Here is an 18,045-nt window from a genome sequence, read left to right on the forward strand (position 1 = left end):
CTCACGCCGCGTCGTGGAAGATCACGCCCAGCGTCATCCGCTCGCCCGACGTGATCGTGCTGACGCCGTGGCGCATGGCGGTGCGGTACCAGCCCCGGCTGCCCTTCACCGGCCGGCGATCGACGGCGAAGATCACCGCATCGCCCTGGCCGAGGCGCACGACATGGGCGCGCGATTGCAGGCGCGGGCGGTTCTCGACCAGCACGAAGTCGCCGCCGTCGAACTCCTCGTCCGGCCGGTTGAGCAGGACCGTCATCTGCAGCGGGAAGACGAGGTCGCCGTAGAGGTCGCGGTGCAGGGCGTTCCAGTCGCCGGCGCCGTATTTCAGCAGCAGCGGCGTCGGCCGCGTCTGGCCGGCATCGTGGCAGCGCCTCAGCCAGGCGGCCAGGGCATCGGGATAGGTGTCGGGCTCGCCGACGGCGCGGCACCAGCGATTGGCGATGCCGGCCAGTGGCGGATAGAACGTCTCGCGCAAGAGCGTGACGATCGCCGGCAGCGGCCGGGCAAAATACCGGTACTCGCCCATGCCGAAGCCGTGGCGCGCCATGACCACGCGGCTGCGGAAGCCCGACTCCGCGCCGTACAGCGCCCGCAGGCCCGCGCACTCGGCGGCATCGAGCAGGCCGGGCACGACGGCGTGCCCGAGCGTGTCGAGATCATGGCCGATCGCCTGCCAATCGAGCGAGCGGATGCGACGTTGGGCGGGTGTCGTGCGTTCAGTCATGGTCGCAAGGTAGGGCGCCCACCCGCGCGCCGCTATCCGCGCTCGCGCCGCGCATTGAGCGCCGGCGCGTGGGCCGTCGGTGGTTTGCGACGCCTGGCGGATTGCGCTAGTGTTGCCGGACGCAGCAACCAAGCCCTCTCCCCGCCGGGGAGAGGGCTTTGTGCAACGAGGGCAGGGTGATGGCCGACGCTGGGCAACAGCCGGAGAACAAGGAACAACGGCGTCTCATCCGCATGGCGGAGACGATCTCCAAGGCGCTGCCCAACATGCGACGTCACTCGGGCGCGACCTTCGTGGTGAAGTATGGCGGCCACGCCATGACCGACCCCAAGCTGGGCGACCTGTTCGCGCGCGACGTCGTGCTGATGAAGCAGGTCGGCATGCAGCCGATCGTGGTCCATGGCGGCGGGCCGCAGATCAACCGGATGCTCCAGCGCGTCGGCATCAAGAGCGAGTTCGTCAACGGGCTGCGCGTCACCGACGCGGCGACCATGGAGATCGTCGAGATGGTGCTGGCCGGCTCCATCAACAAGGCGATCGTCGCCGACATCAACGAATGCGGCGGCATCGCCGTCGGCATCTGCGGCAAGGACGGCAACCTGATCCTGGCCCGCAAGGTCACCGAGATGCGCAACCCCACGACCGGCGAGCTGCTCAAGGTCGACCTGCAGCAGGTCGGCGAGCCTGCCAGGATCAACGTCATGGTGCTCGAGCAGCTGGCACGCGCCAACGTCATCCCCGTGGTGGCGCCGATCGGCTTCGGCGTCGACGACGAGCTGACCTACAACATCAACGCCGACACCTCGGCCGGCGCGATCGCCGGGGCGATGAAGGCCAAGCGCCTGCTGTTCCTGACCGACGTGCCCGGCGTGCTCGACAAGCAGGGCAACGTGATCGGCGACATGACGGTCGAGCAGGCGCGCGCCCTGATCGCCGACGGCACGATCTCCGGCGGCATGATCCCCAAGGTCGAGAACTGCATCGACGCGGTGAACGCCGGCGTCGAGGCGGCGGTGATCATGGATGGCCGCGTGCCGCACGCGCTCCTGCTGGAGCTCTTCACCGAGGCCGGCGCCGGCACCATGGTGAAGCGCAAGTAGCCGCGGCTGGCGGGCGCCTTGACGGCGCGCGGCCGTGGCCATACCTAGGGCATCCAGACCCCTTTTGTTCCCGTACCGAAGCCATGGCCATCCTGTCCATCATCACCGCGCCCGACCCGAGGCTGAAGCAGCTCTCGGCCCCCGTGGCCGAGGTCGACGCCGAGATCCGCCAGCTGATGGACGACATGCTGGAGACCATGCATGCGGCGCCCGGCATCGGCCTGGCGGCGCCGCAGGTCGGCGTGCTCAAGCGGGTGATCGTGCTGGAGATCGACCGGGAAGAGACCAAGGTCGGCCCGCTGTTCATGGCCAACCCCGAGATCGTCGACGCCTCCGACGACGATGCGATCTACAACGAGGGCTGCCTGTCGGTGCCCGAGCACTACGCCGACGTCACGCGGCCGGCCGAGGTGACGGTGCGCTACCTCGACCGCGACGGCACGCGGCAGGAGCTGAAATGCGAGGGGCTGCTGTCGACCTGCGTGCAGCACGAGATCGACCACCTCGACGGCATCCTGTTCATCGACAAGATCTCCGCGCTCAAGCGCAACATCATCCTGCGCAAGCTGGTCAAGGAACGTAAGGACCGCGAGCACGCGCTCTGATCTTACCTTCCTCCAGAGGGGGAAGGTGGCGCGCAGCGCCGGAAGGGGGATGTCGAAGACGGACTCCTGCGTTCGTCTTCGACATCCCCCTTCCGCCCTTCGGGCACCTTCCCCCTCCGGGGGAAGGTAAGGCATAAGCCAGCGCATGAAGCTCGGATTCCTCGGCACATCGGCTTTCGCGGTCCCGGCGCTCGACGCGCTGATCGCCGCCGGCCACGACATCGTCGCCGTCTATACCCGCGCGCCGAAACCCGCCGGCCGCGGCCATCGCGAGCAGCGCACGCCGGTGCACGAGGTCGCTGCGCGCGCCGGCATCGCCGTGCGCACGCCGCGCACCCTGCGCAGCGATGAGGAGGCGGCGGCCTTCCGCGCGCTCGACCTCGATGCCGCGGTCGTCGTCTCCTACGGCCACATCCTGCCCAGGGCCTTCCTCGAGGCGCCGGTGCTGGGCTGCCTCAACATCCACGGCTCGCTGCTGCCGCGCTGGCGCGGTGCGGCGCCGATCCATCGCGCCATCCTCGCCGGCGACGAGGAGTCGGGCGTCACCATCATCCGCATGGACGAGGGCCTCGACACCGGCCCGATGCTGCTGGCCGAGAGCGTGCCGATCCGCGCCGACACCACGGCGAGCGCGCTGCACGATGAGCTGGCGGCGCTGGGCGCGCGGCTGATCGTCTCGGCGCTCGACGGGCTGGTCGGCGGCAGCCTGCAGGCCGTGGCGCAGCCCGAGGAGGGCGTCACCTACGCCCACAAGCTGGGCCGCGAGGAAGGCGCGCTCGACTGGCGGCGGCCTGCCGCCGAGCTCGAGCGCCAGGTGCGCGCCTTCGAGCCCTGGCCCGGCGCCCATTTCGACGCGCCGGCGCCGGGCGGCGGCGTCGAGCGCATCAAGCTGCGCGGCGCGACGCTTGCCCTGGCGTCGGGCACGCCCGGCCGCGTCAGCATCGCGCGCGACGGCGTGCCGGTGGTCGCCTGCGGCGTCGGCGGCCTGCGGCTCCTGTCGCTGCAACGCCCGGGCAAGGCGGCGGTCGACGGCGCCGCCTTCGCGCGCGGCTTCCCGCTCGACGGCGTCACCCTGCCCCCGACCGCCACCCCGCTCGCCGCGCCGGCAAGATGATGGAAGTTCCAACACTACCTTCCCCCGGAGGGGGAAGGTGGCGCGCAGCGCCGGATGGGGGATGTCGAAGCCGGACTCATGCGTTCGTCTTCGACATCCCCCTTCCGCCCTTCGGGCACCTTCCCCCTCCGGGGGAAGGTAGTGAGCGCCGGCAATGACGCGCTACCGCCTGACCATCGAGTATGACGGCGGCGGCTTCGTCGGCTGGCAGCGTCAGGACAACGGGCTGTCGGTGCAGCAGGCGCTGGAGGATGCCGTGTTCGGCTTCTGCGCCGAGCGCGTTCATGTCCATGGCGCCGGCCGCACCGATGCCGGCGTGCATGCCACGGGCCAGGTGGCGCATGTCGACATCGTCAGGCCGACCACGCCGGATACCGTGCGCGATGCGCTCAACGCGCATCTGCGGCCGGCGGCCGTCTCGGTGCTCGCCGCCGAGATCGTCGACGATGCCTTCCACGCGCGCTTCTCGGCGACCGGGCGGCGCTACCTCTATCGCATCGTCAACCGGCGCGCGAAGCTGGCGCTCGATGCCGGCCGCGCCTGGCACGTCGGCGCGCTGCTCGACGCCGAGGCGATGCGCGCGGCGGCGCAACGCCTGCTCGGCCGCCACGACTTCACCAGCTTCCGCAGCGCCGCCTGCCAGGCGCGCTCGCCGGTCAAGACGCTGGACCGCCTGGACGTCGCGCGCATGGGCGAGGAGATCCGCCTCGACATCGCCGCGCGCTCCTTCCTGCACAACCAGGTGCGCATCATGACCGGCACCCTGAAGCTGGTCGGCGAGGGCAAGTGGAGCGCCGACGACGTCGCCGCGGCTCTCGCTGCATGCGATCGCACCAAAGGCGGGCCGACGGCGCCGCCGGACGGCCTGTATCTCGCCGAGGTGCGCTACGACGCTGCCTCAGGCGCCGCCGGGCAGCCGGCCGATGACGCCGTTGACGACGAGCTCTAGGGTGATGGACAGCATCAGGTTCAGTGCTGCCAGGGCGATCGCCGGACCGGCGCCCAGCGCCAGTGTCTGGCGCAGGATGCGCGTCAGCCAGTAGATGACGAAGCCCATCAGGACCAGGCCCAGCGCATTGCCCAGCCACGACGACGCCATCTCGCCGATCGTCAGCCGCAGGGTCGACATGATGGTCACCGGCACGTTGAACCAGTTGATCGCCACGACCGCGCCGATATAGCGCTCGCGCCAGCCGGCGATGCGGGCGATCTCGAGCAGGACGACGGGGAATGCGGTCCATTCGATGACGTAGCGCAGCGCCTCGACCAGGATGATCGTGTTGTCCGACGCCACGGTCTGCATGCCGGCGTAGACGATCAGCAGGCACAGGACGTGCAGCGGCGCGATCAGCGCGGCGACGCGGAACGAGCGCCAGAAGCCCTCGATCGTGCGGTCGAGCGTGTAGAGGCCGCCGCCGTCGCCCCACATCAGCCGCCAGACGCCGGACACGCCATGGGCGATCTCGGCGCGGCTCAGCATGGCGGAGAAACTCGACGGGGCAGGCACATCGGACGGCACCATAGGGCACCGTGCGCGAGGCCGCGACTGGCTACTGCATCAGGGCGATGCCGGGATTGGTCGAGCGGCAGATCGAGACGTGATCGGCGGCCAGCGACGGCCCGCGCGGCAGCACCAGGCCGGCCTCCGCCATCTTGTGCGCGAAGGCGGCGAGATGGGCGGCGGCGATGCGTGCGGCGGCGCGCGGCAGCGGGTCCATCAGTACCGCGCAGGCGATCTCGTCTCGGTCGCGCTGGATCGCCGCCACGGCGTCGAGCACCAGGTCCTCGTCCGGGCTGACATAGGGGCAATTCATGCAGCGCACGTCGAGCGGGCGGCGCGTGCCGGCGACCAGCGCCTCCATGAAGTCGCAGAACGGAGTCAGCCCGTCGCCGATATCGGCGTGATGGAAGCCGCGGCCCAACGTCTGCGGGCGCGCCTCGCCCTCGCCGCGCCGCAGCCGCCACTCGCGCAGCGCCCAGACGACGAAGCGCTCCGCCAGCCGCAGGCCATCCAGGGTGCGCGCCTCGACCGGACAATCATGCGACATGGCGACATCCTCCGAACGCCGGACAACGGGCTCGCGGACCATAATGCTAGTGAGAATGAGTCGCAATGAAGTTCGAATAGCTCGCCAAAACCGTTGGGCGACACGGATAAGGGCGCAGATCGTTGCGATGCAGCATAAGTCCAATTAGTCTTTGATAACAGTCCTCTAACCCACAATCATGCAGCATCGGAACCATGCGGGACCATGGCGATTCGACAACCGTAGGGGTGGAAATAGGCGAATGCACTTTTGTGGGTTCTAATCGGCGCCAGCTTTCCAACTGGAGTCCGTCCCATGGCCCGTGACCGCCTGATCCCCGTCGATTTCTGGACCCGCGAGGCGGTCATCGACTGCCAGCCGATGACCCGCCTGCTGCTCATCGGCCTGTGGAACTTCGCCGACGATTTCGGCGTGCAGCCGCTCAAGCCGCGCACCATCCGCCTGCAGGTGTTTCCCGGCGACGCGATCGACAACGACGCGCTGGGCGCGATGATCGAGGAATTGCGGGCGCGGGGGCTGGTCGACGTCTACGAGGTCGACGGCGCGGCCTACGTGGCGGTCGTCGACTGGGCGCAGTCCCAGCGCGTCGGCAGGCGCGCCCGACGCCGCTATCCGCCCGCCGGCGGCTGGGAGGCGACGGTGCCGGGCCCCGGCGAGACGGGCGAGGCACACGCTGCCGCCACGCCGGCCGCGGTCGTCGACGAACCGCCGGCGGCTGCCGCAGCTACCCTTGGGCTGCCGTCTTCCCCACAGCCATCCGCATCCCTTGGACCTCGCGGGGAGAAGGAAGGCTCGCCTGCCGAATCCACCGCGAGCGCCGCGGCGATGGCGTATCCGCGCACACCCGATGGCCGGGTGCACGCGGCGGATCTCTAGGGATTGGTCCTGGAGCGGCGTGCCGTCGATCGAAACCGCCTGTCATCCCGAGCGTAGCGAGGGATCCAGGGATCTACCGGCCTCGCTTCGCTACAGGGGCCGCGGACGGCCCCGAGAATGACAGGCGCACCCCTAACGCTTGTCGGGCGGCTTGCCGCTGGCCGGCGCCGGCATCTTGGCGCCGAAGACGATCGGCACGCCCAGCCGACGCATGATGGCGTACTGCTGCACCATCGAGAGCGTGTTGTTCCACGCCCAGTAGATCACCAGGCCGGCGGCGAAGGGCGCCAGCATGAAGGTGAACATGATCGGCAGGAACTGGAAGATGCGCGCCTGCATCGGGTCGGCAGGCTGCGGGTTCATCATCTGCTGCAGGTACATCGTGAGGCCCATGATGATGGGCCAGATGCCGATGTCGAAGATGCTGAGGAGCTCCGGCACCTGCCAGCTGAACAGGCCGAAGCCCTTCAGCACGGTGAGCGGGTCGGGCGCGGCAAGGTCCTGGATCCAGCCGAAGAACGGCTGATGGCGCATCTCGATGGTGGTGTAGAGCACCTTGTAGAGCGCGAAGAACACCGGGATCTGCAGCAGCACGGGCACGCAGCCCGCCGCGGGATTGACCTTCTCCTTCTTGTAAAGCGCCATCAGCTCCTGGTTCATCTTCATCTTGTCTTCGCCGAAGCGCGCCCGCAGCTTCTCCATTTCGGGCTGCAGCTTCTTCATCTTGGTCATCGACTCGTAGGATTTGTTGGCGAGCGGGAAGAACAGAACCTTCACGATCACCGTCAGCACCATGATGGCGACGCCGAAATTGCCGATCAGGCCGAAGATCTTGTGGAGCAGCCAGAACAGCGGCTTGGTGAAGAACCAGAACCAGCCCCAGTCGATCGACAGGTCGAAGCGGGCGATGCCCAGCCGCTCGGTGTATTCGTTGATCGTGTGCACGATCTTGGCGCCGGCGAAGAGCCGTGCCGTGGTTTCCCTGGTCGTGCCCGGATCGATGATGATCAGCGGCGCGGTGAAGTCGGCCTGGTAGCGCTTCAGCGCCGGATCGTTGACCTTGAAGATGCGCGCCGTGACCCTGGCCTTCTGGTCGGGAATCAGGGTCGCCATCCAGTACTTGTCGGTGAAGCCCAGCCAGCCGCCGGTGGTCGACAGGCTCTGCGCGTTCTTGCCGTCCTTGAAGTCGCTCCAGTCGAATTCCTTGAGCTTCTCCTCGAAGACCCCGTAGGGGCCCTCGTGCAGCAGGTAGATGCCCTCGGTCCTGGGTTCGCCATGGCGCGTGACCAGGCCATAGGGTGCCAGCTCGACCGCGGCGCTGCCCTTGTTCTCGATCGACTGGGTGATCGTGAACATGAAGTTGGCGTCGAGCTCGATCTTCTGGCGGAAGACCAGTCCCTCGCCATTGTCCCAGGCGAGCGTCACCGGCTGGCCCGGCTCGAGCTTCTCGCGATCGGCGGTCCACAGCGTGTCGGGGCCCGGCACCTTGGCCGTGCCGCCGGGCTTCAGCGCCCAGCCGAACTCGGCGTAGTAGGCGTCGAGCGCACCCTCGGGCGACAGCACCGGCACCATGCCGCTGCGGGTATCGATCGTGACGCGGTGCTTCACCAGACGCACGTCGTCGATGCGCCCGCCCTTGAGCGCGATCGAGCCGTCGAGCTCGGGGGTGCGGAAGGTCACGCGCGGCGAGCGGGCGAGCGCGGCGGGACGGTCGAGATGCGTGGCCGGCGCCGATGTCGCGGTCGGCGCCGGTGCGCCGGGCGCCTGCGGGCTCGGTCCCGCCTGCGGCGGCGTCGAGCCGGGCGCGGGCTGGCCCTTGCGCTCGCGATCGATCTGGTCCTGCCGCGCCTGCTGCTGCTGGCGGACCTGCTCGGGCGAGGGCGCGACCATGTACTGCCAGCCCAGGATGATCGCGACCGAAAGCGCGATGGCGATGACGAGGTTCTTTTGATCCATCGGACTCGACCGTCAGAAATCGATCGCGCGCGAGGCGCGCGGGAGCGTCGAAGCGAGCGGCTTGGCTGGCGCCGGCACGGGGTCGTATCCCGCACCGCCCCAGGGATGGCAACGGCTCAGCCGTCGCAGGGCCATCACACTGCCGCGTGCCGCACCGTGCGTCGCCAGCGCCTCGATGGCGTAGCGTGAACAGGAGGGCTCGAAGCGGCAGGCGCCGCGGAAGAAATAGGCCAGGGTGGCCTGGTACAGCCGCACCAGAGCAATCAATAGCAAGGCGGCACCGCGGCCGATCATGCCGCCTTCTCCTGCAGCCGGCGCAGCGCGCCTTTCAGGTCGCGCGCCATCGCGGCGTAGTCGCGCTCGAGCGTGCCGTGGCGGCCGATCAGCACGAAGTCGAAGCCGGGGGTGGCCAGCGGCGCCAGCACCTCACGCGCCAGCGCGCGCAGGCGGCGGCGGGCGCGGTTGCGCGCCACGGCGTTGCCGACCTTCTTGCTGGCGGTGAAGCCGACGCGGGGAACCCGCAGGCCGGCCGGCCCGTCGGGCAGCGCGGCCATCTGCAGGATGAAGCCCGGCGTGACCTGCTTGCGGCCGGCGGCCTGCACGCGCAGGAAGTCGCGGCGCGCCGGCAGGCGCGCGATGCGGCCCGGGGAGGGGGTGGGAGCGGCCGTCATCGGGCGGCCGTGGTGCGGGATGCCCTGGCGCGGCCGGGTCAGGCCGACAGACGCGCGCGGCCCTTGGCCCGACGGTTGGACAGCACCTTGCGGCCGCCGACCGTGGCCATGCGGCTGCGGAAGCCGTGACGGCGTTTGCGCACCAGTTTGCTCGGCTGGTAGGTACGTTTCACGGTGAAGACTCCCTAAGCAACGGATTTCGTTGCGAAAAACGACGACCGCCGGCGCTCCTGCGCGGGCGGTCGAATACGGCGGATGGCTATACGGGCAAGCCCGGCCCGAGTCAACCAAACCGGCCGTTGACGGGCCGCGGCCAATGGTGTTGAAGCACGCACCGCCGCCGGGCAGCCGTCCGGCGGCTCCGTACTTTTGGCAGGCGCGGCACCCCTGGAGGCCGGCCTGCGGAAGGCCCGCCGGGGCTGTCCCGGTGGGTGTCTATCCTAGGAGAAAGCGGACAATGTCCGACATGCTGACCATCCCCGCGAAGAAGCGGGACCGGGCCGGTAAGGGGGGCGCCCGGGCCTCGCGTCGCGAGGGTTTGATTCCGGCCGTGATCTACGGCGACAAGCAGCCCCCGCTGCCGATCTCGGTGGAGCCCAAGCAGCTCGAGCGCGTCATGCACGGCGAGGGCTTCTTCAACCACCGCATCCTGGTCGAGGTCGACGGCACCAAGCACGACGTGCTGCCGCGCGACGTGCAGCTCGATCCGGTCACCGACCGGCCGATCCACTTCGACTTCCTGCGCGTGGGCGCCAACTCGGTGATCACCGTGCAGGTGCCGGTGCACTTCCGCAACGAAGGCGCCTCGCCCGGCATCAAGCGCGGCGGCGTGCTCAACATCATCCTGCACGAGATCGCCGTGCGCACCCGCGCCGACCAGATCCCGCAGTTCTTCGATGTCGACCTCACCGGCCTGGAGATCGGCGGCACGGTGCACCTCAGCCAGCTCAACCTGCCCGAGGGCGTGCGCGTGCTGAGCCGCGAGAAGGACGCCACGATCGCCTCGATCGCGCCGCCGACCGTGGGCCGCGAGGCCGAGCCGACGGCCGCTGCCGCCGCCGCGACGGCCGCCGCGCCGGCCGCCGGTGCCGCTGCGACGACCGCGGCGCCCGCCGCGGGTGCCAAGGCGACGCCGGGCAAGGCCGCACCCGCGGCCGCCAAGAAGTAAGGCGGCCGCCGCGCCGCGGCATCCATGCTGCTTCTGGTCGGGCTCGGCAATCCCGGGCCGAAATACCAGGCGCATCGTCACAATGTCGGATTCATGGTGGTGGACGAGCTCGTCCGCCGCCATGGCTTCGGCCCGTGGCGCAGGCGCTTCCAGGGCGAGGTCGCCGAGGGCACGCTCGGCGGCGAGCGCGCGCTGGTGCTCAAGCCGATGACCTACATGAACGATTCGGGCCTGTCGGTCGGCGAGGCGGCGCGCTACCACCGCATCGACATGGGCAACGTCGTGGTCTTCCACGACGAGCTCGACCTGGCGCCGGGCAAGGTCAGGGTGAAGACCGGCGGCGGCGCCGGCGGCCACAACGGCATCCGCGATCTCGACCAGCATTTCGGCAAGGACTATCGCCGGGTGCGCATCGGCATCGGCCATCCCGGCCACAAGGACCTCGTGCACGGCTATGTGCTGAGCGACTTCAGCAAGGCCGAGCGCGAGGACTGGGTGCCCAGGGTGATCGACGCCATCGTCGCCGAGGCGCCGCTGCTGGTGAGCGGCGCCAAGGTCGACGACGAGAAGTTCATGAGCCGCGTGGCGTTCCTGGTGAGCCCGCCGCCGGCCAGGCCGGCGAAGGAAGCCCCGCCTTCGCCCTGAGCACGCTCAGGTCCCTGGCGGCGAGATCGGGGCTTTCACTCTGCGCTCGATGCGCCGGCGCAGCTCGGCAACCATGTCCTTCAGCACGGGGTGCTTGCCGAGATACGCCTCGAGCGGCCGGCGCGGCGTGTCGTCGAGCACGGCGCGTGCGTCGCCGAAGTCGCCGGCCTGGCGCAGGAGCTCCGCCAGCAGGATCTGGCGATAGAGCCAGCTCTCGTCGCGATCGCTCTGCGCGGCCTGCCAGGCGCGCAGCCGGGCGGCGGCGGCGCGCAGGTAGGGGGCGTGCTTGTCGACGCGCAGTTCGGCATCCCACGCCGCCTCGCGCAGCAGGCCGACGATCACCGGCTGCGCCTCGCCCATGCGCTCGGCGATCCAGGCGGCGAGGAAGTGCCTGGTCTCGCCGGCGCGGACGCGGCGGTACGCCTCGGTCGCGACCAGCGCCCGGGCCCTGGCGATGTAGTCGGCGTCGAGCTTCTCGACGTCGCGATAGAGCACGAAGCCGTTGCCCGGGCAGGCGGGGTACGGATAGGGCACGGCGATCGGGCCGATGAGCTTTCCGTCGAGGCGGGCGCCGAAGGAGGTGCCGGACATCGGCGTCAGCGACTTGAACTTCTGGCCGTCGATCGGGCAGGTGTACTCGACCATGCGATCGGTGCGCGCCGATGCGCCGGAGCCGAGGCCGGCAAGCGGCAGGGCGAGCGCGCAGGCGAGCAACGCCGGTGCCGCGAGGCGATGCGACATCGCGACCTCGAAGGAAGAAGACGTGCGTGGGGAGACGGCAACTCGACTGCCGCGATGATCGCAGGGCCGTTGGGCGGCAATGTGGCGATTGACCCGGGCCGGCGCATTGGCTACGTCGCGCCACCGTCTTTCAATCCGGATCTCCCCCACCCATGGGTTTCAACTGTGGAATCGTCGGCCTGCCCAATGTCGGCAAGTCGACGTTGTTCAACGCGCTGACAGCGACGCAGGCGGCACAGGCCGCGAACTATCCGTTCTGCACCATCGAACCGAATATCGGCCGCGTCTCGGTGCCCGATGCGCGGCTCGAGACGCTGACGCGCGTCGCCGGCTCGGCCAAGATCGTGCCGACGCAGCTGGAGTTCGTCGACATCGCCGGGCTGGTGAAGGGCGCCAGCCGGGGCGAGGGGCTGGGCAACCAGTTCCTCGGCAATATCCGCGAGGTCGACGCCATCGCCCAGGTGCTGCGCTGCTTCGAGGACGGCGACGTCACGCACGTCTCGGGCAGCGTCGATCCGGTGCGCGACGCGGAGATCATCGAGACCGAGCTGATGCTGGCCGACCTCGACAGCCTCGAGAAGCGCCTGCCCAACCTGCAGAAGAAGGCCAAGAGCGGCGACAAGGATGCCGGCGCCGAGGCCGCCATCATGGAGCGCATCGTGGCGGCGCTGCGCGACGGCAGGCCGGCGCGCACCGTCGAGCTCTCCAACGAGGAGCAGCCGGTGGTCAGGCGCATGCAGCTGCTGACCGCCAAGCCGCAGATGTTCGTGCTCAACGTCGAGGAGGGTTCGGCCGCGACGGGCAACGCGATCAGCGAGAAGGCGATCGCCTATGCCACATCCGTGGGCTCGCCCTACGTCATCATCTCGGCGGCGATCGAGGCCGAGGTGGCGCAGCTGCCGGAAGGCGAGCAGCGCGACTTCCTCGAATCGCTGGGACTGCACGACACCGGGCTCAATCGCGTGATCGCCGCCGGCTACGGCCTGCTCGACCTGGTGACCTTCTTCACCGTCGGGCCGAAGGAGGCGCATGCCTGGACGGTGCGGCGCGGCAGCAAGGCGCCGCAGGCGGCCGGCGCCATCCACACCGATTTCGAGAAGGGCTTCATCCGCGCCGAGACGATCTCCTACGACGACTTCGTCGCGTCGGGCGGCGAGCAGGGCGCCAAGGATGCCGGCAGGATGCGCCTGGAAGGCAAGGACTACGTCGTCGCCGACGGCGACATCTTCCACTTCCGCTTCAACGTCTGACCACTCTGTCATCCCGGGCGCAGCGAGGGATTCCGGCTCACCCTGGATCCCTCGCTGCGCTCGGGATGACAGGTGTGGTGTCAGGCCGCCGAGGTTGTCGGTACGAGCCGCACGTCGATATAGACGCGGCCGTCCTCGAGCCGGACCGGATAGCGTCGCACGCTGCCCTTGTCGGCGCCCTTGGCCTCGCCGTCCTCCAGGCCGATCACCCAGTTGTGCAGCGGGCAGGTGACCTGGCGGTCGTGCACGATGCCTTCGCTCAATGGCCCGCCCTTGTGCGGGCAGCGATTGTCCAGCGCGAAGACTTCGCCGGTCGCCGTCCGGAAGATGGCGATCTGGCCGTGCTGCGTGTGCGCCACGCGGCAGCCGCGCGCGGGGATGCTGTCGACCGGGCAGATGTCGATCCACATGCGTTCGATCATCGTCATTCGGCGGCCCGGATGCGCAGGTCGGCGACGGGCGTGAACTCATGCGCGTCCTTGCCGGCGGCGCGCTCGGCCCAGGGATCGCGCTGCGCGAATTGCTGCGACAGCGCGAAGCGCGCGTACAGCGCCCTGCGCCGCTCGACGTCGTCCATGATCTGCTGGCGGATGGTCTCGACGCCGACGCGCTTGGCCCATTTGTAGATGCGCTCGAGATAGCGGCCCTGCTCGCGATAGAGCTGGGTGAGCGCGGCAATCACCTCGATCGCCTCTTCCTCGGTGGCGACGTGACCCAGCAGCTCGGTGCCCTTGATGTCGAGCCCGGCGGCGCCGGCGAAATGGATGTCGTAGCCCGATTCGATGCAGATCACGCCGATGTCCTTGCAGGTCGCCTCGGCGCAGTTGCGCGGGCAGCCGGAGACGGCGAGCTTGACCTTGGCCGGCGTCCACGAGCCCCACAGGAACTTCTCGACCTTGATGCCCAGCCCGGTCGAATCCTGCGTGCCGAAGCGGCACCACTCGGAGCCGACGCAGGTCTTCACCGTGCGCAGGCCCTTGGCATAGGCATGGCCCGAGACCAGGCCGGCGGCGTTGAGGTCGGCCCACACCGCCGGCAGGTCTTCCTTCTTCACGCCCAGCATGTCGATGCGCTGGCCGCCGGTGACCTTGACCGTGGGGATGCCGAACTTGTCGACCACGTCGGCGATGGCGCGCAGTTCCTTGGCGCTGGTGGTGCCGCCCCACATGCGCGGCACCACCGAGTAGGTGCCGTCCTTCTGGATGTTGGCGTGCACGCGCTCGTTGATGAAGCGCGACTGGCTGTCGTCGACGTATTCGCCGGGCCAGGTGCACAGCAGGTAGTAGTTCAGCGCCGGCCGGCACTTGGCGCAGCCGCACGAGGTCTTCCACTCCAGCTCCTGCATCAGCTGCGGGATCGACTTCAGCGCCTTGGCCACGATCAGGCGGCGCACGTCGTCGTGGCCCAGGTCGGTGCACGGGCACATCGGCTGCACGGCCGCCGGGTTGTAGGCATCGCCGAGCTGCGCCTTCAGCAGCTGCTCGACCAGCCCGGTGCACGAGCCGCACGAGGCCGAGGCCTTGGTGTGCGCGCGCACGTCGTCGAGGCTCTTGAGGCCCAGGCCGGCGATGGCGCCGGTGATCTTTCCCTTGCACACGCCGTTGCAGCCGCAGATCTCCGCGTCGTCGGGCAGGGCGGCGACGGCCGCGGCCGGATCGAGCGGGATGCCGCCGGCGTAGTTCTGGCCGAAGATCAGCCGCTCGCGCATGTCCGAGACATCGGTGCCGCGCCTGAGCATGTCGAAGAACCACGGCCCGTCGGACGTGTCGCCGTACATCACCGCGCCGATGATGCGGTTGTCCTTCAGCACCAGCCGACGATAAAGGCCGCGCGTGGCGTCGCGCAGGACGATCTCCTCGCGGTCCTTGGCCTCGGCGAAGTCGCCGGCCGAGTAGAGGCTGATGCCGGTGACCTTCAGCTTGGTCGCCGTCGCGCTCGACTTGAAGCGCGCTTCGGCGTCGCCGGCGAGCTGGGCGGCGGCAGTGTTGGCCATCTCGTAGAGCGGCGCCACCAGGCCGAAGACCTGGCCGTCGGCCTCGGCGCATTCGCCCAGCGCGAAGATCTCGGGGTCGCTGGTGCGCATGCCGGCGTCGACCACGATGCCGCGATTGACCGTCAGGCCCGCGTCCTTGGCGAGCTGCGCATTGGGGCGGATGCCCACCGCCATGACCACCAGCTCGGCCGGCAGGCGCGTGCCGTTGTCGAGCTCGACCGCCTCGACGCGGTTGGTGCCGAGGATCGCCCTGGTGTTGGCCCGCGTGATCACCTTGATGCCGCGTGCCTCGATCGCGCGCTGCAGCAGGTGGCCGGCGGCGGGATCGAGCTGGCGTTCCATCAGGGTCGGCATCAGGTGCAGGACGGTGACGTCCATGCCCTGCTCCTTCAGCCCGGCCGCCGCCTCGAGCCCGAGCAGGCCGCCGCCGACGACCACGGCGTTGCCGCGCGACCTGGCCGCCAGCAGCATCGCCTCGACGTCGTCGAGATCGCGGTAGGTCAGCACGCCCGGCAGGTCGTGGCCGGGCACGGGAATGATGATCGGGTTGGAGCCGGTGGCGATGATCAGCCGGTCGTAGGCCATCGTCACCGGCGGCGGCGCCGGATGCGAATCGGTGCGCGCGCGCACGAACTCGGCGGTGACGGTGCGCGCGGCGCGGTCGATCGACGTGACCTTGGCGCCCTTGTAGAGCGTGATGCCGTGCTTGACGTACCAGCCGTCGCCGTGGATCACGATCTCCTCGAACGACTTGTCGCCCGACAGCACGGGCGACAGCATGATGCGGTCGTAGTTCACCCGCGGTTCGGCGTTGAAGATCGTGATGTCGTAGGCGTCGGGCGCGGTCTCCAGCAGGCGCTCGAGCGCGCGCCCCGGTGCCATGCCGTTGCCGACGACGACCAGTCTCTGCTTCGCGGGAGATGCCATCTTCTCGCCTGCTCGAATGCCATCCGACACTGCCGCCCGGGGATCGGGTGCGAGGTCGCGACTGAATGGCCCGTCGTTGGGCGAAGCATGAGGGCGGACCGCCGTTGGCCCGCGTTCGAGCCTTCGCGGTCGCAAAAAGCGCGCCAGTCCACGAACGCCCGGCCGCCGCGAAACGGTGGACAACGTGTCGCGGGGTGCTGCCGATAAATGAGCCAGTCAGCCCGGATTCAGCCCAGATTCTGGGCGGGATGCGGGCTTGCTATGAGCCGATCGGACCGCCGTCCTTTTTCGTGATGGCGATCACCGACGGGCGCGGCGGCATGCCCTCCTTGAAGTCGGGCCAGCGCGTCGAGGGCTTGTCGAAGGTCGAACCGGGATCCTCGCCGGGATGCTGGATGGCGAGGAACAGGGTGCGATCGTCGGGCGTCAGCACCGGCCCGCAGACCTCGGCGCCGGTGGGCGCCCGGTAGAACAGCCGGGTGAGCGCGCGGCCATAGCCCTGGGTATCGGCGATCCAGACCCCGTCGGCGATGCCGGCGGCGGCCGGCCCGCCATCGGTGGCGATGTAGATCCGGCCCTTGCTGTCGAAGGCGCAATTGTCCGGGCAGGACAGCCAGCCGTTCTCCGAGATCGCGCGGTGGTAGCGCGTGCCGCCGTCGATGCCGGGCTTGCCGGCGGCGAGGAAGATCGTCCAGGTGCCTTCGGTCGCGCCGTGGTCGCCGTCCTTGGGCGTGATCTCGATGATGTGGCCATGGCTGTTGTTGGCGCGCGGATTGGCGCGATCGACGCGGTTGGCCGGACGCCGGCTGTTGTTGGTCAGGATGACGTAGACCTTGCCGTTCACCGGGTTGGTCTCGATGTCCTCGGGCCGGTCCATCGGCGTCGCCTTCAGGAGGTCGGCCGCCTTGCGGGCGTTGATCACCACGTCGGCCTGGCTGTCGAAGCCGTTGGCCGACGTCAGCGGTCCCTGACCGTGCACCAGCGGCAGCCAGGTGATCTTTCCGTCGTCGTCGAAGCGCGCGGCGAACAGCGTGCCCTCGTCGAGCAGGTCGCGATTGGCGGCGCGATCCCGCGGGTTCCAGGGCTTCGAGGTCACGAACCTGTAGACATACTCGAAGCGCTCGTCGTCGCCGCTGTAGAAGACGACGCGGCCATCCTTGGCGACGACATGCGTGGCACCCTCGTGCTTGAAGCGGCCCATCGCCGTGCGCTTCACCGGAATCGAGTTGCGGTCGTAGGGGTCGATCTCGACGATCCAGCCGAAGCGGTTCGACTCGTTGGGTTCCTTCGACACGTCGAAGCGGTCGAAATATTTCGCCCAGTTGTAGGCGCTGGCGGCGCGGATGCCGTAGCGCTTGTGGAGATCGCTGTTCGGCGACGTGTCCTGGGCACCGCCGAAATAGAAGTTGAAGTTCTCCTCGGTGGCGAGCCAGGTGCCCCACGGCGTCTCGCCGCCGGCGCACTGGTTGAGCATGCCGGCCACCGTCGCGCCGATCGGATCGACCGACGTCCTGAGCCTGTCGTGGCCGGCGGCGGGCCCGGAGATGCGCATCAGCGTCGTGGCGGTGATGCGCCTGGCGTGCTGGCTGTTCTCGACCACCTTCCAGGCGCCGCCCTCGCGGGCGATCTCGATGATCGAGCCGCCATGCGCGGCGATCTCGACCTCGCACTGCGCCTTGCTCGATTTGAGCCGGGAAGCACGGCCTTCACCCATGCCGGCAAACATCAGGTTGGTGTTGGTGTACTCGTGGTGCACGCACATCAGGAAGCGGTCGCTGCCCTTGCTCTCGCGCGGCAGCGGGTGCAGGCCGATGAAGTCGCAGTTGTAGCCGAACTGCTTCTCCTGGGCGGGACCGGCAAGCTTGCCGATCTCGAAGGGCGGCGAGTCCGGCAGCACCGGATCGCCCCAGCGGATCAGCACCCGTGCCTCGTATCCGTCGGGCACGTGATGCGTATGGTCCATGCCTATCGCCAGCTCGCGGAAGGTGAGCGTCGAGGGCCCGGCGGCCTGCGCGGCGACGCCGCCCAGCGCCGTCGCCGCGCCGGCGGCGGCAAGCCCGCGAAGGGTCTCGCGCCGGCCCAGCCGGCGGCTGATCAGCTCGCCGATCGACGGCTCGGTCGAGGTGTTGACGCCGATGTCTTCGGATTCGTCGATGCGGACCGGCTCGCTCATGTCGCTCGCTCCCCTCGCGCCGCCTGTTCGTCGCGTGCGATGTCCTCGCACGGC

General features: G+C 69.3%; 19 protein-coding genes. 8 read left to right on the forward strand and 11 right to left on the reverse strand.

Features of this window, described 5'->3' with window-relative positions:
- Window position 1: 1 nt before the first annotated feature.
- On the reverse strand, window positions 2-724 hold the full coding sequence (locus KF889_02340; protein MBX3498256.1) for a 2OG-Fe(II) oxygenase: 723 nt from the start codon (window positions 722-724) through the stop codon (window positions 2-4).
- A 179-nt stretch (window positions 725-903) separates the two neighbouring features.
- Here KF889_02340 and argB point away from each other — a divergent pair, with 179 nt between their 5' ends.
- From argB to truA, 4 genes are all read left to right on the forward strand, one after another.
- Window positions 904-1,824 carry an acetylglutamate kinase gene (gene argB, locus KF889_02345; GenBank protein ID MBX3498257.1) on the forward strand — a complete coding sequence of 307 codons (921 nt, stop codon included), beginning with the start codon at window positions 904-906 and terminating at the stop codon, window positions 1,822-1,824.
- 83 nt (window positions 1,825-1,907) lie between these two features.
- Window positions 1,908-2,429 (forward strand): peptide deformylase, encoded by a 522-nt coding sequence (def, locus tag KF889_02350; GenBank protein ID MBX3498258.1) that lies wholly within the window; start codon window positions 1,908-1,910, stop codon window positions 2,427-2,429.
- Window positions 2,430-2,574: 145 nt separating this feature from the next.
- Entirely contained in the window at window positions 2,575-3,543 is a 969-nt protein-coding gene (fmt, locus tag KF889_02355; protein ID MBX3498259.1) for a methionyl-tRNA formyltransferase, read from the forward strand.
- Between the two features lie 154 nt (window positions 3,544-3,697).
- A complete protein-coding gene (gene truA, locus KF889_02360; GenBank protein ID MBX3498260.1) occupies window positions 3,698-4,492 on the forward strand; it encodes a tRNA pseudouridine(38-40) synthase TruA in 795 nt (264 codons plus the stop codon).
- On the opposite strand, the gene KF889_02365 is transcribed toward truA, so the two are convergent.
- The gene (locus KF889_02365; GenBank protein ID MBX3498261.1) at window positions 4,442-5,023 is read right to left on the reverse strand and encodes a hypothetical protein; all 582 of its coding nucleotides are present in this window, start codon (window positions 5,021-5,023) and stop codon (window positions 4,442-4,444) included. The two genes, truA and KF889_02365, sit on opposite strands and share 51 nt — an antisense overlap.
- Before the next feature lie 70 nt (window positions 5,024-5,093).
- On the reverse strand, window positions 5,094-5,591 hold the full coding sequence (locus KF889_02370; GenBank protein MBX3498262.1) for a hypothetical protein: 498 nt from the start codon (window positions 5,589-5,591) through the stop codon (window positions 5,094-5,096).
- A 294-nt stretch (window positions 5,592-5,885) separates the two neighbouring features.
- On the opposite strand from KF889_02370, the gene KF889_02375 reads away from it, so the two are divergent.
- Window positions 5,886-6,467 (forward strand): hypothetical protein, encoded by a 582-nt coding sequence (locus KF889_02375; protein ID MBX3498263.1) that lies wholly within the window; start codon window positions 5,886-5,888, stop codon window positions 6,465-6,467.
- A gap of 132 nt (window positions 6,468-6,599) precedes the next feature.
- Here KF889_02375 and yidC read toward each other — a convergent pair whose 3' ends face one another.
- Genes yidC through rpmH form a run of 4 tightly spaced genes read right to left on the reverse strand, consistent with a single transcriptional unit; the run spans window position 6,600 to window position 9,267 of the window.
- Window positions 6,600-8,423: a membrane protein insertase YidC gene (yidC, locus tag KF889_02380; protein ID MBX3498264.1), complete on the reverse strand. Its 1,824-nt coding sequence runs from the start codon at window positions 8,421-8,423 to the stop codon at window positions 6,600-6,602.
- Window positions 8,424-8,435: 12 nt separating this feature from the next.
- Window positions 8,436-8,717 (reverse strand): membrane protein insertion efficiency factor YidD, encoded by a 282-nt coding sequence (yidD, locus tag KF889_02385; GenBank protein MBX3498265.1) that lies wholly within the window; start codon window positions 8,715-8,717, stop codon window positions 8,436-8,438.
- Window positions 8,714-9,094, reverse strand: a complete 381-nt coding sequence (gene rnpA, locus KF889_02390) for a ribonuclease P protein component (GenBank protein ID MBX3498266.1) — start codon at window positions 9,092-9,094, stop codon at window positions 8,714-8,716. Before rnpA ends, yidD begins: the two co-directional genes overlap by 4 nt.
- Before the next feature lie 38 nt (window positions 9,095-9,132).
- Window positions 9,133-9,267, reverse strand: a complete 135-nt coding sequence (gene rpmH, locus KF889_02395; GenBank protein MBX3498267.1) for a 50S ribosomal protein L34 — start codon at window positions 9,265-9,267, stop codon at window positions 9,133-9,135.
- Window positions 9,268-9,551: 284 nt separating this feature from the next.
- Here rpmH and KF889_02400 point away from each other — a divergent pair, with 284 nt between their 5' ends.
- Window positions 9,552-10,262, forward strand: a complete 711-nt coding sequence (locus KF889_02400; GenBank protein MBX3498268.1) for a 50S ribosomal protein L25/general stress protein Ctc — start codon at window positions 9,552-9,554, stop codon at window positions 10,260-10,262.
- 24 nt (window positions 10,263-10,286) lie between these two features.
- Entirely contained in the window at window positions 10,287-10,907 is a 621-nt protein-coding gene (gene pth / locus KF889_02405) for an aminoacyl-tRNA hydrolase (GenBank protein ID MBX3498269.1), read from the forward strand.
- A 6-nt stretch (window positions 10,908-10,913) separates the two neighbouring features.
- Here the strand turns inward: pth and KF889_02410 are convergent, their stop codons facing one another.
- On the reverse strand, window positions 10,914-11,648 hold the full coding sequence (locus tag KF889_02410; protein ID MBX3498270.1) for a hypothetical protein: 735 nt from the start codon (window positions 11,646-11,648) through the stop codon (window positions 10,914-10,916).
- Window positions 11,649-11,800: 152 nt separating this feature from the next.
- Between KF889_02410 and ychF the strand changes: the two genes are divergently transcribed.
- Window positions 11,801-12,898: a redox-regulated ATPase YchF gene (gene ychF, locus KF889_02415; GenBank protein MBX3498271.1), complete on the forward strand. Its 1,098-nt coding sequence runs from the start codon at window positions 11,801-11,803 to the stop codon at window positions 12,896-12,898.
- A gap of 80 nt (window positions 12,899-12,978) precedes the next feature.
- Here the strand turns inward: ychF and nirD are convergent, their stop codons facing one another.
- The 3 genes from nirD to KF889_02430 all read right to left on the reverse strand — a co-directional run bounded on the left by nirD (window position 12,979) and on the right by KF889_02430 (window position 17,991).
- Entirely contained in the window at window positions 12,979-13,320 is a 342-nt protein-coding gene (nirD, locus tag KF889_02420) for a nitrite reductase small subunit NirD (protein ID MBX3498272.1), read from the reverse strand.
- Between the two features lie 2 nt (window positions 13,321-13,322).
- A complete protein-coding gene (gene nirB / locus KF889_02425) occupies window positions 13,323-15,818 on the reverse strand; it encodes a nitrite reductase large subunit NirB (GenBank protein MBX3498273.1) in 2,496 nt (831 codons plus the stop codon).
- A gap of 259 nt (window positions 15,819-16,077) precedes the next feature.
- Window positions 16,078-17,991, reverse strand: coding sequence for a PhoX family phosphatase (locus KF889_02430; GenBank protein MBX3498274.1), 1,914 nt, complete (start codon window positions 17,989-17,991; stop codon window positions 16,078-16,080).
- Window positions 17,992-18,045: the final 54 nt, after the last annotated feature.

The sequence above is a fragment of the Alphaproteobacteria bacterium genome, from assembly GCA_019635875.1.
Classification (GTDB): Bacteria; Pseudomonadota; Alphaproteobacteria; order Reyranellales; family Reyranellaceae; genus JAFAZJ01.